This is a genomic window from Streptomyces sp. NPDC042346 (assembly GCF_055581845.1).
This window is the reverse complement of sequence record NZ_JBVJEH010000010.1, coordinates 113,493-127,471: the sequence shown is the minus strand read 5'-3', so window position 1 is coordinate 127,471 and position 13,979 is coordinate 113,493. Positions and strand designations below refer to the sequence as shown.

At 71.9% G+C, this 13,979-nt stretch carries 13 protein-coding genes; 5 read left to right on the top strand and 8 right to left on the bottom strand.

Features of this window, described 5'->3' with window-relative positions:
* Nucleotides 1–184: 184 nt before the first annotated feature.
* Nucleotides 185–1,045, top strand: a complete 861-nt coding sequence (locus ACZ6K0_RS32370; protein WP_376402985.1) for a helix-turn-helix domain-containing protein — start codon at nucleotides 185–187, stop codon at nucleotides 1,043–1,045.
* A 191-nt stretch (nucleotides 1,046–1,236) separates the two neighbouring features.
* Nucleotides 1,237–1,437: a DUF397 domain-containing protein gene (locus ACZ6K0_RS32365; protein WP_469233474.1), complete on the top strand. Its 201-nt coding sequence runs from the start codon at nucleotides 1,237–1,239 to the stop codon at nucleotides 1,435–1,437.
* Nucleotides 1,438–1,609: 172 nt separating this feature from the next.
* On the opposite strand, the gene ACZ6K0_RS32360 is transcribed toward ACZ6K0_RS32365, so the two are convergent.
* Nucleotides 1,610–2,410, bottom strand: coding sequence for a hypothetical protein (locus ACZ6K0_RS32360; protein WP_469233473.1), 801 nt, complete (start codon nucleotides 2,408–2,410; stop codon nucleotides 1,610–1,612).
* A gap of 202 nt (nucleotides 2,411–2,612) precedes the next feature.
* Here ACZ6K0_RS32360 and ACZ6K0_RS32355 point away from each other — a divergent pair, with 202 nt between their 5' ends.
* Complete coding sequence (locus ACZ6K0_RS32355; protein WP_376402988.1) at nucleotides 2,613–3,395, top strand: SDR family oxidoreductase; 783 nt, start codon at nucleotides 2,613–2,615, stop codon at nucleotides 3,393–3,395.
* A 175-nt stretch (nucleotides 3,396–3,570) separates the two neighbouring features.
* Nucleotides 3,571–5,136 (top strand): sodium:solute symporter family protein, encoded by a 1,566-nt coding sequence (locus ACZ6K0_RS32350; RefSeq protein ID WP_469233177.1) that lies wholly within the window; start codon nucleotides 3,571–3,573, stop codon nucleotides 5,134–5,136.
* Here the strand turns inward: ACZ6K0_RS32350 and ACZ6K0_RS32345 are convergent.
* A complete protein-coding gene (locus ACZ6K0_RS32345) occupies nucleotides 5,121–6,239 on the bottom strand; it encodes an ADP-ribosylglycohydrolase family protein (protein WP_469233175.1) in 1,119 nt (372 codons plus the stop codon). The genes ACZ6K0_RS32350 and ACZ6K0_RS32345 overlap by 16 nt on opposite strands.
* A gap of 165 nt (nucleotides 6,240–6,404) precedes the next feature.
* On the opposite strand from ACZ6K0_RS32345, the gene ACZ6K0_RS32340 reads away from it, so the two are divergent.
* A complete protein-coding gene (locus ACZ6K0_RS32340; protein WP_469233173.1) occupies nucleotides 6,405–7,475 on the top strand; it encodes a tyrosine-protein phosphatase in 1,071 nt (356 codons plus the stop codon).
* 13 nt (nucleotides 7,476–7,488) lie between these two features.
* On the opposite strand, the gene ACZ6K0_RS32335 is transcribed toward ACZ6K0_RS32340, so the two are convergent.
* The 6 genes from ACZ6K0_RS32335 to ACZ6K0_RS32310 form a co-directional block, all read right to left on the bottom strand.
* Nucleotides 7,489–8,847 (bottom strand): TerD family protein, encoded by a 1,359-nt coding sequence (locus tag ACZ6K0_RS32335; protein ID WP_469233171.1) that lies wholly within the window; start codon nucleotides 8,845–8,847, stop codon nucleotides 7,489–7,491.
* 15 nt (nucleotides 8,848–8,862) lie between these two features.
* Nucleotides 8,863–11,445 carry a bifunctional FO biosynthesis protein CofGH gene (locus ACZ6K0_RS32330; protein ID WP_469233169.1) on the bottom strand — a complete coding sequence of 861 codons (2,583 nt, stop codon included), beginning with the start codon at nucleotides 11,443–11,445 and terminating at the stop codon, nucleotides 8,863–8,865.
* A 58-nt stretch (nucleotides 11,446–11,503) separates the two neighbouring features.
* Nucleotides 11,504–11,689: a hypothetical protein gene (locus ACZ6K0_RS32325; protein ID WP_469233167.1), complete on the bottom strand. Its 186-nt coding sequence runs from the start codon at nucleotides 11,687–11,689 to the stop codon at nucleotides 11,504–11,506.
* Nucleotides 11,686–12,147: a prevent-host-death family protein gene (locus tag ACZ6K0_RS32320; RefSeq protein WP_469233165.1), complete on the bottom strand. Its 462-nt coding sequence runs from the start codon at nucleotides 12,145–12,147 to the stop codon at nucleotides 11,686–11,688. Before ACZ6K0_RS32320 ends, ACZ6K0_RS32325 begins: the two co-directional genes overlap by 4 nt.
* Nucleotides 12,148–12,187: 40 nt before the next feature.
* On the bottom strand, nucleotides 12,188–13,021 hold the full coding sequence (locus tag ACZ6K0_RS32315; RefSeq protein ID WP_376403006.1) for an LLM class F420-dependent oxidoreductase: 834 nt from the start codon (nucleotides 13,019–13,021) through the stop codon (nucleotides 12,188–12,190).
* A 196-nt stretch (nucleotides 13,022–13,217) separates the two neighbouring features.
* Nucleotides 13,218–13,859: a hypothetical protein gene (locus ACZ6K0_RS32310; protein ID WP_469233163.1), complete on the bottom strand. Its 642-nt coding sequence runs from the start codon at nucleotides 13,857–13,859 to the stop codon at nucleotides 13,218–13,220.
* Nucleotides 13,860–13,979: the final 120 nt, after the last annotated feature.

Genomic DNA, 13,979 nt, shown 5'->3' with positions numbered 1-13,979 from the left:
CGCGCAAGGAACCACAAAGGAACCCTTCCGGGAGCCGCACAGGTGTGCGGGGCGGTCGTGACGACCGCCCCGCACACGTACGTTGTGCCGGTTTCCCAGCGCACACCGGACCTTTGGTGGCAGTCTGCCAAGCAGTAGATACTCACAGCTACGCAGGCAGACAGCAGCCGGAGGTGCAGTTTCCGTGGCGTCCAACGTCAACCCCACCGTCAGGCGACGCCGATTGGGCCAGGAGCTGCGCAAGCTCCGAGAAGCGAAGAACATGACGGCCGAGCAGGTCGCCGAGCGCCTTCTCGTCTCCCAGTCCAAGATCAGCCGCCTGGAGAACGGCCGTCGCTCCATCAGCCAGCGCGACGTGCGCGACCTCTGCGGGGTGTACGAGGTCGAGGACGAGCGCATGGTCGACTCGCTGATGCAGATGGCGAAGGACTCGCGCCAGCAGGGCTGGTGGCACGCCTTCGGCGACATCCCGTACAGCGTCTACATCGGCCTGGAGACGGACGCCGAGAGCCTGCGGATGTACGAGTCGCAGATCATCCCCGGGCTGCTGCAGACCCCCGCGTACGCGGAGGCCGTGATCTCCGGCGCGATGCCGGAGTCGACGCCGGCGGACATCGACAAGCGCGTCACGGTCCGCACCCGCCGTCAGGAGCGGATCCGGGACGAGGAGCGTCCGCTGCGCCTGTGGGCGGTCATCGACGAGGGCGCCCTGCACCGGATCGTCGGCAGCAGGCAGTTGATGGTGCAGCAGCTGGAGCACCTCATCGAGCAGTCGCACCTGCCGCACGTCACCGTGCAGGTGATCCCCTTCGAGATGGGCGCGCATCCCGGGATCAGCGGCCAGTACTCGATCCTGGAGTTCCCGGACACGTCCGACTCCAGCGTCGTCTACATCGAGGGCGTGACGAGCGACCTGTACCTGGAGAAGGCCCAGGACGTCGGCAAGTACAGCGTCATGTACGAGCACCTCAGGGCGCAGGCGCTGAACGTCGACCAGACCCGTGAGTTCATCGCGAAGATGGCCAAGAAGCACGCCCAGGGCTGAGCCCGGACGGGTCACGGGCGGGCGGGTCAGGCACCGTACACCGCGTGATCGCTCCCATGGAAGCGCAGTTGGAATATGCCACCCGGTCGGGTGAACGCCGGTCCCGCCGGGCGGAGTCGGCAAGTAACGTCGATCACGTCGGCAAGAACGTCGGCAAGACACCCCCACTGGCTGACCGGGAGTTGAGCATAATGGCGATTTTTCAGGGTGCAACGGACGTGTGGACGAAGTCTTCGTACTCCGGCGGGAACGGCGCCTGCGTCGAGGTGAAGTCCCCCGTCGTGGCCGCCATCGCGGTGCGTGACTCCAAGGCTCCCGAAGGCCCGTCCCTCTCTTTCGGACCGGGTTCGTGGAACGCGTTCGTCGGCGAGGTGAGCATCGGGGCCCTCTGAGCCCCGATGCGCCCGTCTTCATCCGAAGCACCGCAGGACGCGAAGTACCCGCACGACCCGCAGTACCCGCACGACCCGCAGTACCCGAAGAGCCCTCTCGACCGGTCCGCCGTCCTGGCCGAGGGGGCTCAGCCCTTTTCTCCTCCCTTCCCCTTCCCTTTCCCCTTCCCTGTCAGCGCAGTTCGTCCACGTACCGGTCCGTGCCCGGGATCGTGGGGATGAACGGGGCCACCAGCTCCACCCGGCCGCCGGCGGTCGCCCCGAGGGTCTCCAGGTCCGCGAAGTGGTCCGCCCAGCACTCCCTCGGGTCCCGTTCCAGGAACCAGAGCAGGGTCAGCCGGGTGTCGACGCCCTCGACCTGCTTCACGTACGTCATGCGGTCGCCGGGCAGTGGGGTCGGACGGAAGACCGTCACCATCGCCGCCGGTGAGCCCGCGAGCCGCCGGGGCAGCTCGCGTGAGCGCAGCCCGTCGAGGAGTTCCGCCCGCGCCTCGGGTCCCTCGGTGTCGACGACCTGGAGGATCAGGCCGGCGTAGGGGTGGTCGAGGGCGTGGAAGTCGCGCGGGCCGCCCGCCCCGTCGCGGTACACGGTCGCCTCGTGGTCCTGGAAGGCCGTGAAGACGTGCGTGCGGTCCTGGTGGACGCGGGCGTCGCGGTTGAGGCGCTTGTTGATGGCGACGGTCCACTTCATGTGCTCGTCGTAGCGGCCGTCGGTGATCCAGTACGTGGAGAGGTAGCAGCCCGCGGTGACGGGCCGGGCGACGGCGGACTTCTCCGGGCGCCGCAGCTCCTGGAGCTCGCGGGTGGCGACCCAGCGGCGGCCCGCGTACATCCAGGGCATGGCCATGGCGCCCGCGTAGTAGTGGTCGTCCTCGTACCAGCGGTTGTACGCGTACTCGTGGCCCGCGTGCGGTTCGACCATGGTGATCAGGGCGTGGCCGGGGCGCACGCCGTACGGGCCGACGGCGGCCAGCTCCGCATACGTGTCGCTCGCGCTGCCCGTGCTGCCCGCGCTGCCCGTGCTGCTCGTACTACCCGTTCCGCCCGTATCGCTCGTACTGCTCGTCCCGCTCGCATCGTTCGTGTCGCTCACTCGCGCATCCCTTCCCAAGTCGGTGACGGAGACCTACTCTGACGGACCGTCAGATGCTTCGCCAGGGTCGAGGAGGGTCCGGATGCTGCTCCAGGGGAAGACGGTCGTCGTGTCGGGTGTCGGGGCCGGGCTCGGGCACCGGATCGCCGAGACGGTGGTGCGGGACGGCGGCAACGCGGTCCTCGGCGCCCGCACCGAGGCGAACCTCGCCAAGTCCGCCGCCGAGATCGACCCGGAGGGGCGTCGTACCGCCTACCGGGTCACGGACATCACCGACGAGGAGCAGTGCGCGGCGCTCGCCGGAATCGCGGTCGAGCGCTTCGGCGGGGTCGACGCGGTCGTCCACGTCGCCGCCTGGGACTCCTACTTCGGAGGCCTGGAGGACGCCGACTTCGCGACCTGGCAGGCGGTCCTGGACGTCAACCTCCTCGGCACGCTGCGGATGACCCGGGCCTGCCTCCCCGCCCTCAAGGAGCGCGGCGGTTCGGTGGTCCTGATCGGTACGCAGTCGGCGATCGCCGCCCCCACGCAGGTGCGGCAGGCGGCGTACGCGGCCTCGAAGGGGGCGCTGACCTCGGCGATGTACTCCCTCGCGCACGAGCTGGGGCCGCACCGGATCCGGGTCAACACCGTGCTGCCGGGCTGGATGTGGGGGCCGCCGGTCCAGGCGTACGTGCGGTTCGCCGCGGACTCCGAGGGCGTACCGGAGGCGGAGGTCCTCGCCCGGCTCACCGAGCGGATGGCGCTTCCGGAGCTGGCGACGGACGGGGACGTGGCGGAGGCCGCGGCCTTCCTCGCCTCGGACCGGGCGCGGGCCATCACGGGGCAGTCGCTGCTGGTCAACGCCGGGGAGCTGATGCGCTGACACCGGCCGGAGTCTGCTCCGGAGCCCCCTCCATAAATTCATAGATGTGAACAAGGGTCAGTAAACAGAACGGTTTTACTGTCCCTTGACCCTCCATTGCCTTGTCCCTGCCTTGTAACTCGCCACACCATGAACGGCGTTCACAAGGCGGACCGGACCCCTTGGAGGGGGCTCAATGAACAGTCTCGACTGGGCCGTGCTCATCGGCTACTTCGGCGTGATGGTCGCGATCGGCGTCTGGTCCCACAAGCGCGTGGACAACGTCTCCGACTTCTTCACCGCCGGCGGCAAGATGCCCTGGTGGCTCTCCGGCATCTCGCACCACATGTCCGGCTACAGCGCCGTGATGTTCACCGGGTACGCCGGCATCGCGTACACCTACGGCGTCACCTCGTACGTCACCTGGTCCTTCCCCATCGCCATCGGCATCGCGATCGGCGCCCACCTCTTCGCGCCCCGCCTCAACCGGCTCCGCTCGCGGCTCCACGTCGCCTCCCCGCTGGAGTACCTGAAGAACCGGTACAACCTCCCCACCCAGCAGGCCCTCGCCTGGTCGGGCCTCCTCCTGAAGATCGTCGACGTCGGCGCCAAGTGGGCCGCCATCGCCACCCTGCTCTCCGTCTTCACCGGGATCTCCCTCAACCAGGGCATCCTCATCACCGGCGTCATCACCGGCATCTACTGCACGGTCGGCGGCCTGTGGGCCGACGCGCTCACCGAACTCGGCCAGTTCGTCATCCAGTTCTTCGCCGGCATCGCCATGCTCGTCGCCGTCCTCGCCAAGCTCGGCGGGTTCAGCGCGCTGTGGGACGTCTGGGACCGGCCCGAGCTCCAGGGGCACACCTCGCCCACCGCCGGCCCGTACACCCTGACCTTCCTCCTCGCGTACCTCTTCATCAAGACCTTCGAGTACAGCGGCGGCATGTGGAACCAGGCCCAGCGCTACATGGCCACCCCCAACGCCCGCGAGGCCACCCGCTCCGGCCGGCTCTCCGCCGTCCTGTGGTTCGTCTGGCCGCTCGTCCTCTTCTTCCCCATGTGGGTCGCGCCGCTGCTCGTCGACCCGAAGAAGCCCGACGCCTCCGACAGTTACGCCCTAATGACCGAGCAACTGCTGCCGCACGGACTGCTCGGCCTGGTCGTCGTCGGCTTCTTCTCGCACACGATGGCCATGTGCTCCTCCGACGCCAACGCCATCGCGGCCGTCTTCACCCGGGACATCGCCCCCGTCCTCAGCAAGGCCGCGCGGAGCTGGACGCAGCGGGCCGGGCTGATCGCCGCGCGCTGGTCGACGATCGCCTTCCTCGCCCTGTCGATGGCGGTCGCCACCCAGGTCAACTCCCCCACCTTCAAGGACATCATCACCGTCGTCATCAAGTGGGTGGCCGGCCTGATGGGCCCGATCGCCATCCCCTTCATGCTGGGTCTCCTGAAGGCCTTCCGGAAGTCGGGCCCGACTGCGGCCCTCGTCTCCTGGGCGGCCGGGCTCTTCGTCTTCTGGCTCACCAACTACGGCCTCGACGGCATCGAGCTCCAGATCCAGATCGTCTCGCCGCTCGCCACCTCCCTCGTCCTGTACGTCCTCATCGGCTTCCTCCGCCCGGAGGACACCCCGGAGCGGGACGCCCTCCTGGACCGGATCGGCACGGACCCGGACGGGGACGAGGACGGGAGCGCCGGGGCCGCCTCCGTACCCGCGCAGGGCGGGCCCGGGCGGACCGCCGATCAACCCCGCGGGTAACGCGCCAGCCAGCCCGGGGAGGCCTCGGTCGCGGAGTGGAGGGCGGCGCCCTGGGTCATCTCCATCGAGAAGTCGTCGGCCAGTTCGAGGACCGTCGCACGGCCCTCCAGTTCGGCCAGCCAGGCCGGCGGGAGGGCCGTCTCGCCGTGCAGGGCGCCGAGCAGCGCGCCGGTGAGCGCCCCCGTGACCGACGAGGGCCCGTCGTGGTTCACGGCGAGCCGCAGCCCGTGCCGGACGTCCTCGCCGACCAGCGCGCAGTAGACGGCCGCCGCCAACTGCCCCTCGGCCCGGTCCTCGTCCGCCCCGAGACCGGCCACCCGCTCCGCGTCCGGCGCCCCTTCCCGTACGGCTCCGAGGGCCCCGGTGAGGGCCTCGGTGACCGGCTCGTGGCCGGGGCGCTCCGCGAGCTGCTCCACCGCCCGGGCCACCGCCGCCTCGACGGAGCCGCCGCGCGCGAGCCCGTGGACCGTGACGGCGAAGGCGCCCGCCGCGAGGGTGGCCTCCGGGGCGCCGTGCGTCTGCGCCGCGCACTCCACCGCGAGCTGGCAGACCAGCTGCGGCTCCCAGCCGACGAGGAGCCCGAAGGGGGCCGAGCGGACGAGCGCGCCGGAGTCGGCCGCCTGCGGGTTCTTGGGCTTGTCGAGGGTGCCGAGCAGCTCGTCGCCGAGGCCGGTGAGGCAGGCGCGGGGCGGGTTGCGGCGGGCGTAGAGCCACTCCTCGCGGGCGAGCCAGCCGTTGTCCTTGCGGCGCTCGTCGGGGCCCCAGTCGCGCTGCGTCGCGGCCCAGCGGAGATGGGCCCGGTGGACGTCGGTCGGCGGGTGCCAGGCGCCGGTGTCGCGGCGGACCTGGGCGCGGACGAGGCCGTCGACGGTGAACAGGCTCATCTGGGTGGCGGCGGTGACGGCGCCCCGCCGGCCGTACGCGGGCACGGGCTCCGTCAGTCCGTCAGGTCCGTGGGCCTCCCGCACCTGGGCGAGGGTCAGTCCGTCGGCCCCGGCGCCCAGCGCGTCGCCGACGGCTCCACCGAGGAGACAGCCCCGTACGCGGGCCCGGAAGTCCTGCTGTTCGGCACGGCCCCACACGGCTGCGGCTGTCGTGGCCACGACGTGCCCTCCCCCGGTCGGCGGTTCGCTGACGGTTCCTTGCCGCACTGTAATCGACCGGGTAGGCGTGTTCAGGGGCCGGAACGTTATGTGATCCGACGCCCTTCAGTCCACTTTTGACCGCAGTTCACCCGAGGTTCGGTTGCGACTTGAACCATCCGCGGCATGAACCCCGTGACACGAGTCAAGGCCCTCTCGACCGCGGCCCTCGCCGCCGCGCTGCTCCTCGGCATCACCGCGCCCGCCGCCTCCGCGCACCCGCACTCCCGGTCGGACCGGCGGATCCCCTTCGCCTCCGCGACCGTCACCGAGAACACCGGCGGCACCTACACCGTCACGTGGTCCGCCCCCGGCACCCACGGCGTCACGGTCCGCACCGGCGGCCGGACCGTCGCCCGCGGCGGCGCCACCGGCTCCGTCACCGTCTCCGGCCTGGCCGCCGCCGACCGCCGCTGGTTCGACCTCGTCCCCGACCGGGGCACGCCGCTGCACCTCGCCGACCGGCTGATACGCCTCCAGGGCACGGTCAACTTCCGTGACGCGGGCGGCTACCGCACACGCGACGGCCACTGGGTGAAGATGGGCGAGGTCTACCGCTCCGACTCCCTGGACAAGCTCACCGACGCCGACCTCGCCAAGCTGAAGCGCCTCGGCGTCCGCACCGTCTTCGACCTGCGCATGGAGTCCGAGCGGAGCACCGCCCCCGACCGGGTCCCGGCCGGCGCGACCCACGTCGTCGCCGACGTCCTCGCGGGCAGCGGCACCTTCACCTCGATGCCGAAGAGCCCCGCCGAGGCCGAGGCGATGATGGTCGAGGGCAACCGCTTCATGGTGAGCGGCGACACCGCCCGTACCGCCTACACGGCCGTCCTCGACGGCATCGCCGACGACGACCGCCGGGGCGTCCTCTTCCACTGCACCGCGGGCAAGGACCGCACGGGCTGGTCGAACGCGGCCCTGCTCACCGCCCTCGGCGTCCCCGAGGAGACGGTCATGGCGGACTACCTGGCCAGCAACACCTACCGGGCCGCCGCCAACGAGGCGATCCTCTCCCACCTCCCGGCCCCGCAGGCCGCCGTCTACAAGCCGCTCCTCGACGTCCGCCCCGCCTACCTCAACGCGAGCTTCGCGGAGGTCGAGGAGGAGTACGGCTCCTTCCGCGCGTACCTGCGGAAGGGCCTCGGCCTCGACCGGCAGGAGCTCAAGGAGCTGAAGGAGGACCTGCTGGTCGGGTAGCTCACGACACCCCCTAGCGGCGGCGGGTCCAGAAGCTCGTGATCCTCGACGCGCCGGGCTCCATGGACCAGCCGCCGTCGGCCTCGATCACCAGCAGGCGAGGGCCTCGGGGAATCGAACCGCTGCCGCGCCCCCGGTCCCGCCTGCTGTACGTGTGCTGCGCGTGCCCGCCGCGCCGGTGGACGTGGACGCCGAAGTACCCCTCCTTGTCCTCGTCGCCCCGGAACCGGAACCTGAGGTCGGTCTCGTCGCCGGTGTGGGCCAGGACGTCCGGCCCGTACCCCTCCACGGGACCGTCGAAGGTACGCAGGGTCGACACCGGCCGGAGCCTGATCGTCCACGCGGCCATGCCCGGCGCGTCGACCCGCAGCCGCAGCGGCGTCCGGCCGTCGTGGTGGAAGACGCCCACCCCGCTCAGGTCCGGGAGGCCGCTGCCCAGGACCTCCCGCCATCGGCGCCCGCGCACGGTCAGCGTGACGACCTCGATGTACCCGTCGCCCTTCCTCAGCACGTCGACGACGACGAAGCCCTTGGGAAGGGTGAGACCGGGGTCGACGTCCTCCTTCCCGCGCCCCGAGAACTCGACGGCCGGGAACTCCGGACCCATCTCCCCCGGCAGGTCGTTGCACCGCGCCAGGGGCACGCCGAGGGACGGCACGGAGAGGGGGACGTGCCCGTGGAGCTTGCCGACGGCCCCGACGGCGAGGGGGACGGGAGCCGGTGCCTGCACGAAGGCAGGTGCCTCTACGGGGGCCGGTGCGGGCGCGAGGGCTTGAGCCGGCACCACCGCATCCTCCGGCTCCCGCTCCGCCTCCACCGTCTCCTCCGGCACCGTCACCTCCGGCACCGAGAACCCGAAGTCCTCGGCCAGGCCCGGCAGTCCGGAGTCGTACCCCTGCCCCACCGCGCGGAACTTCCACCCGCCGGCCCTGCGGTAGAACTCGCCCAGCAGGATCGCCGTCTCCGTCGTCGCGTCCTCGACCGCGTACAGCGCCAGCTGCTCCCCGGTGGTCGCGCTCACCGCCCGCAGGTACAGGTCCTCGACCTCACCGAACGTCGCGTCGTCGCAGGACGCCGCGACCACGATCCGCTCCACGGACGGCTCCACGCGGCCGGGGTCGATCTCCAGCCAGTCCGCGAGGACCCCGTCCTCACCGTGGGCGGGGCCCAGCAGCCGGACCCCGCCGCCCGCGTGCTCCGGCTGGTTGTAGAAGACGAGGTCGTCCCTGCTCCTGACCGTGCCGTCGGCGGCGACGAGCAGCGCCGCCGCGTCGACCTGCGGCTCTCCCGGACCGCCGGACCGGCGGACGACGGCGACCCGCATGGGCTCGCCGCTCAGCGGAAGGTTTCCCCCCTTGATGATCTGCGTCATGGACGCATCATGCACTCAGCTCTCCAGGACCGGGAGCAGTTCCGGGAGGTGGCCGTCGGAGGCGGCCGCCGTCCGCTGCCGCTCCTCCGGGACCTCCCCGTAGAGCGTCGTCCGGGGCTTCGCGGGGCGGCCGGCCGCGTCGGCGATGGCGACCAGGTCGCGGATCGAGCGGTACGAGCCGTAACTCGACCCGGCCATACGGGAGATGGTCTCCTCCATCAGGGTGCCGCCCAGGTCGTTGGCGCCCGAACGGAGCATCTCGGCGGCGCCCTCGGTGCCCAGCTTCACCCAGCTGGTCTGGATGTTGGGGATGTGCGGGTGGAGGAGGAGCCGGGCCATGGCGATGACCGCGCGGTTGTCGCGGGCGGTCGGGCCGGGGCGGGCGATGCCCGCGAGGTAGACGGGCGCGTTGGTGTGGATGAAGGGGAGCGTCACGAACTCGGTGAAGCCGCCGGTCTCCTGCTGGATGCGGGAGAGCGTGCGGAAGTGGCCGAGCCAGTGGCGGGGCTGGTCCACATGCCCGTACATCATCGTCGAGCTCGACCGGATGCCCAGCTCGTGGGCGGTGGTGACGACCTCGATCCAGGTGGCGGTCGGCAGCTTGCCCTTGGTGAGGACCCAGCGGACCTCGTCGTCGAGGATCTCGGCGGCGGTGCCGGGGATCGAGTCGAGCCCGGCCTCCTTCGCGGCCGTCAGCCACTCCCGGATCGACAGACCGGTCCGGGTCGCGCCGTTGACGACCTCCATCGGCGAGAAGGCGTGCACGTGCATGCCGGGGACGCGCTCCTTCACCGCGCGCGCGATGTCGAAGTAGGCGGTGCCGGGCAGGTCGGGGTGGATGCCGCCCTGCATGCAGACCTCGACGGCGCCGACCTCCCAGGCCTGCTGGGCGCGGTCCGCGACCTGGTCGAGGGAGAGGGTGTACGCGTCGGCGTCGGTGCGGCGCTGGGCGAAGGCGCAGAAACGGCAGCCGGTGTAGCAGACGTTGGTGAAGTTGATGTTCCGCGTGACGATGTACGTGACGTCGTCGCCGACGGCCGCGCGGCGGACGTCGTCCGCGATCCGGGTGAGGGCGTCGAGCGCGGGCCCGTCGGCGTGCAGCAGGGCGAGGGCCTGGGCGTCGGTGAGCTTCGTCGGGTCGTCGGCGGCGACGGCGAGGGCCTCGCGGACGTCGGTGTCGATGCGCTCGGGGATCATGCCGGGGGCGGCGGCCTCGCGGAGCGCCTCCCAGTCCCCGTACACCTCGTCGAAGTCGTCGCGCCGGTCGTGCGTGCGGCCCGTGGTGTCGATGGTGCGGTGCAGGTCGGTGCGGCCGGTGGCGGTGAAGGCCTCGTCGGGCTCCTGCCAGGGCAGGCCGCGCACGGGCGCGTCGGGGTTGGCGAGGCCGGTCTCGGGGTCGGCGAGGGCGCGGACGTGCGGGAGGAGTCGGGGGTCGAGCCAGGGCTCGCCGCGCTGGATGAACTCCGGGTAGACGCAGAGGCGTTCGCGCAGCTCGAAGCCGGCGGCGGCGGACCGCTCGGCGAGCTCCTCGATCCGGGGCCAGGGACGCTCGGGGTTGACGTGGTCGATGGTGATCGGGGAGACGCCGCCCCAGTCGTCGATGCCGGCGGCGATGAGCCGCTCGTACTCGGAGTCGACCAGGTTGGGCGGGGCCTGGAGGCAGGCGGAGGGGCCCATGATGAGCCGGGCGACGGCGACGGTGGCGACGAGGTCGTCCAGCTCGGCGTCGGGCATGCCGCGCATGGCCGTGTCCGGCTTCGCGCGGAAGTTCTGGATGATCAGTTCCTGGACGGAGTGGTACGCGCGGGCCACGCGGCGCAGCGCGAACAGCGACTCGGCGCGCTCCTCGACGGTCTCGCCGATGCCGAGCAGCAGCCCGCTCGTGAACGGCACGGAGGAGCGGCCGGCGTCCTCCAGGACCCGCAGCCGCACGGCGGGGTCCTTGTCGGGGGAGCCGTAGTGCGGGCCGCCGGGCTCACTCCACAGCCGGGTCGCGGTGGTCTCCAGCATCATGCCCATGGACGGCGCGACGGGCTTGAGGCGCTGGAAGTCGGTCCAGGACAGCACGCCGGGGTTGAGGTGCGGAAGGAGACCCGTCTCCTCCAGGATCCGGATCGCCATGGCCCGTACGTACGCGAGGGTGTCGTCGTAGCCGTGCGCGTCGAGCCACTCGCGGGCCTCGGGCCAGCGGTCCTCGGGCTTGTCGCCGAGGGTGATCAGGGCCTCCTTGCAGCCCAGCTCGGCCCCGCGGCGGGCGATGTCGAGGACCTCGTCCGGCGACATGAACATCCCGTGCCCGTCGCGGCGCAGCTTGCCGGGCACGGTGACGAAGGTGCAGTAGTGGCACTTGTCACGGCAGAGCCGGGTGAGCGGTATGAACACGCTCTTCGAGTACGTGATGACCCCGGGCCGCCCGGCGGCCTCGAGTCCGGCGTCCCGCACCCGCCCGGCGGACGCGACGAGGTCCGCCAGGTCCTCCCCGCGCGCCTGCAACAGGACGGCGGCCTCGGCGACATCGAGCGCGACCCCGTCCCTGGCCCGCTTGAGTGCGCGACGCATGGCGTTCTCGGTGGGACGTGCTGCCTGGTGATCCGTCATGAACCGAGCATACGAGCGGGCGCCACGGGGCGGGTTCGGGTCCCCGTAGGAAGGACGGTCAGTCGGTGTCCTTGGGATGCCGGAGCGGGTCGCCGCGCAGGGCTTCGAAGCAGCGCCGCGTATTGCCAGGGGCTTCGGCGGCGAGTTCGCCCCAGCCCTTGGCCGCCTCGTTCGTCGCGAAGCGCAGACGCCACTCGTCGCCGACCGGTGGCGGGGCGACGTCGTCGCCGCGCTTCGGTGTCACGGCGCCGTCACCTCGCCGTGGTCCTCGTCGGGGAGGGCCCGCGTGAGCTGGGCCGTGAGGCCCGGGTCGGCGAGGATGCGCGCCGTCGCCCGCCACTCCACGATCGTGCGGTGCAGGGTGGCGTGGACGTCGAGCTGCGCGGCGTCGTGCGTCGCGTCCAGCAGGTCCTGGACGAATTCCCGCGACTCCTCGACGGACAGGTGCCGCACCCAGGGGAAGACCGCGGGAAGGGCGCGCCCTATGACGCGCGCACCGTCGTCCGCGACGAGGAGCGCGGCGAGGAGGCGGGCCGTGACGTCGGCCGTCTCCTCGCGGTCCTGGTCGTAGCCGGCGGTGGTGAGGTAGAGGTCCTGCCCGTCGCGGCGGGTGACGAGCAGGCGGTGCTCGCTGTCGAGCCGCTCGGCGACCCGCTTCGAGTTCTTCGAGAGTTCGGAGAAGGAGACGGTCGGGGTCAGCATGGACCGACGGTACTTCGGAACGTATTCCGAAGTCAATCGCTCAGAGGTACGCCGCGTACGCGTCGAGGACCCCCAGGACCTCCGTCTCGTCGCCCGGGGGCAGCTGGAGGACGACCTCGTCGCAGCCCAGGTCCGCGTAGTGCGCGAGTTTGCCGGGGTTCGGGAGGACCGCGTACGGGACGAGCCGGAGGGTCTTCGGGTCGCGGCCGGCGGACTCCCAGGCCTCGCGCAGGACCGGGAGCGACTCCGTCAGGCCCCGGCCGCCGATCGGCATCCAGCCGTCCGCCTCCGCGGCGATCCGTGCGAAGAGCTTCGGGCCCGCCGCGCCGCCCAACAGGATGCGGGGCGCGTTGCCGCGCGGCGGCTTGGGCCAGGCCTCCGAGGCGCGGACGGAGCGGCCGAACGCTCCCTCGTACGCCGTGGGTTCCGGTGCCCACAGGGCCCGCATCAGGGCCAGCCGGTCGTGGGTGAGGGCCCGGCGGGTGGACCAGTCGACGCCGTGGTCGGCGGCCTCCTCCCGGTTCCAGCCGTAGCCGACGCCGAGGGTGAAGCGGCCCCCGGAGAGGTGGTCGAGGGTCGCGATCTGCTTGGCGAGGGCGATGGCGTCGTGCTCGGCGATCAGCGTGACGCCGGTGCCGAGCCCGAGCCGCTCGGTGACGGCGGCGGCCTGGCCGAGCGCGACGAAGGGGTCGAGGATGCGGCTGTACTCCCGGGGCAGTTCGCCGCCCTGCGGGTAGGGCGTGGTCCGCTCGACGGGGATGTGGGTGTGCTCGGGGAGGTACAGCCCGGCGAAGCCGCGCTCCTCCAGCTCGCGCGCGAGCCGCACGGGGGTGATGGTCTCGTCGGTCAGGAAAATCGTGGTCGAGATCCGCATAGGCGGCACGGTAGGGGGTGCGGGGTGGATTTCCGAGGGGTACGACACGGCGCGGGCGCGCGCCTTCCGGTCGGGTACGACTACGACACGGGCGGGCGCGCCTGCCCGATACGACACGGGCGGGCGCGCCTGCCCGACGCGGAGTCGCCTGCCCGACGCGGAGTCGCCTCCCCGACGCGGAGTCGCGCCCGGCCGGTCAGCGGCGCCGTACCGGGTCCGTCGCCCGCTGCTCCGCCGCCAGGTCGCCGTAGCCGCCTTCCTCCCACACCCGCTCGCGGAAGCGCTGGAGGGTGAGCGGGGCGCGGTCCTCGCCGGGGACGTCCGCGAGGTGGACCGTGCCGCAGCGGTGGCAGTACCAGCCCTGCGACCACAGTTCCTCGGCGCGCCCACGGCCGCGTGTGAGGTGGGCGAAAGCGGTCCGGCGGCGCCGGAGTTCCAGGAGGACCAGGACGGTGACGACCAGGGCGAGGGCCGAGACCCAGCCCAGGAACCCCAGGTCGGGACCGGGTTCGGGCGGCGTCCCGAACATCCCGAAGTCCTCCTCTGAGGCCTGCTCGTCCTCCAGGGCGCCGCCGACGAAGACCCAGCCCAGGAACGAGCCGACGCACACGAACCCGGCGAGGAAGCCGAGCGCGCCGATGCGGTGGACGGGTTCCCGGGGCGCCGGCGCGAGCGCGTCGGAGAGCCCGGTGGTCACCGTCCGCGTCACGGTCCGCATGTCGCCGTCCCGGTTCCGCTCCCGGCTCGTGACCGCGTCCTGACCGGCGAGGTAGACGGCCGGAACGGCCTGCACCCGGTCGTCCTTGCCGCATCCCGGACAGGTGTGCGTCCCGCTCATGGCTCCCCCTCGGCTGTTCCCCCGTCACATCCTGCACTGGGTGACGGGATCATGCCATCAACGGTTCCTGTCCGGCCCGCCCGATAACCACCTGCGCCGTTCCGCCCCGCCGCCTACCGT

Coding starts and splice junctions, on each gene's coding strand:
- ACZ6K0_RS32330 (WP_469233169.1), bottom strand. CDS start 11,445: ATGACGGATCACCAGGCAGCACGTCCCACCGAGAACGCCATGCGTCGC.
- ACZ6K0_RS32335 (WP_469233171.1), bottom strand. CDS start 8,847: ATGACGCAGATCATCAAGGGGGGAAACCTTCCGCTGAGCGGCGAGCCC.
- ACZ6K0_RS32365 (WP_469233474.1), top strand. CDS start 1,237: ATGGCGATTTTTCAGGGTGCAACGGACGTGTGGACGAAGTCTTCGTAC.
- ACZ6K0_RS32350 (WP_469233177.1), top strand. CDS start 3,571: ATGAACAGTCTCGACTGGGCCGTGCTCATCGGCTACTTCGGCGTGATG.
- ACZ6K0_RS32340 (WP_469233173.1), top strand. CDS start 6,405: ATGAACCCCGTGACACGAGTCAAGGCCCTCTCGACCGCGGCCCTCGCC.
- ACZ6K0_RS32320 (WP_469233165.1), bottom strand. CDS start 12,147: ATGCTGACCCCGACCGTCTCCTTCTCCGAACTCTCGAAGAACTCGAAG.
- ACZ6K0_RS32355 (WP_376402988.1), top strand. CDS start 2,613: ATGCTGCTCCAGGGGAAGACGGTCGTCGTGTCGGGTGTCGGGGCCGGG.
- ACZ6K0_RS32310 (WP_469233163.1), bottom strand. CDS start 13,859: ATGAGCGGGACGCACACCTGTCCGGGATGCGGCAAGGACGACCGGGTG.
- ACZ6K0_RS32315 (WP_376403006.1), bottom strand. CDS start 13,021: ATGCGGATCTCGACCACGATTTTCCTGACCGACGAGACCATCACCCCC.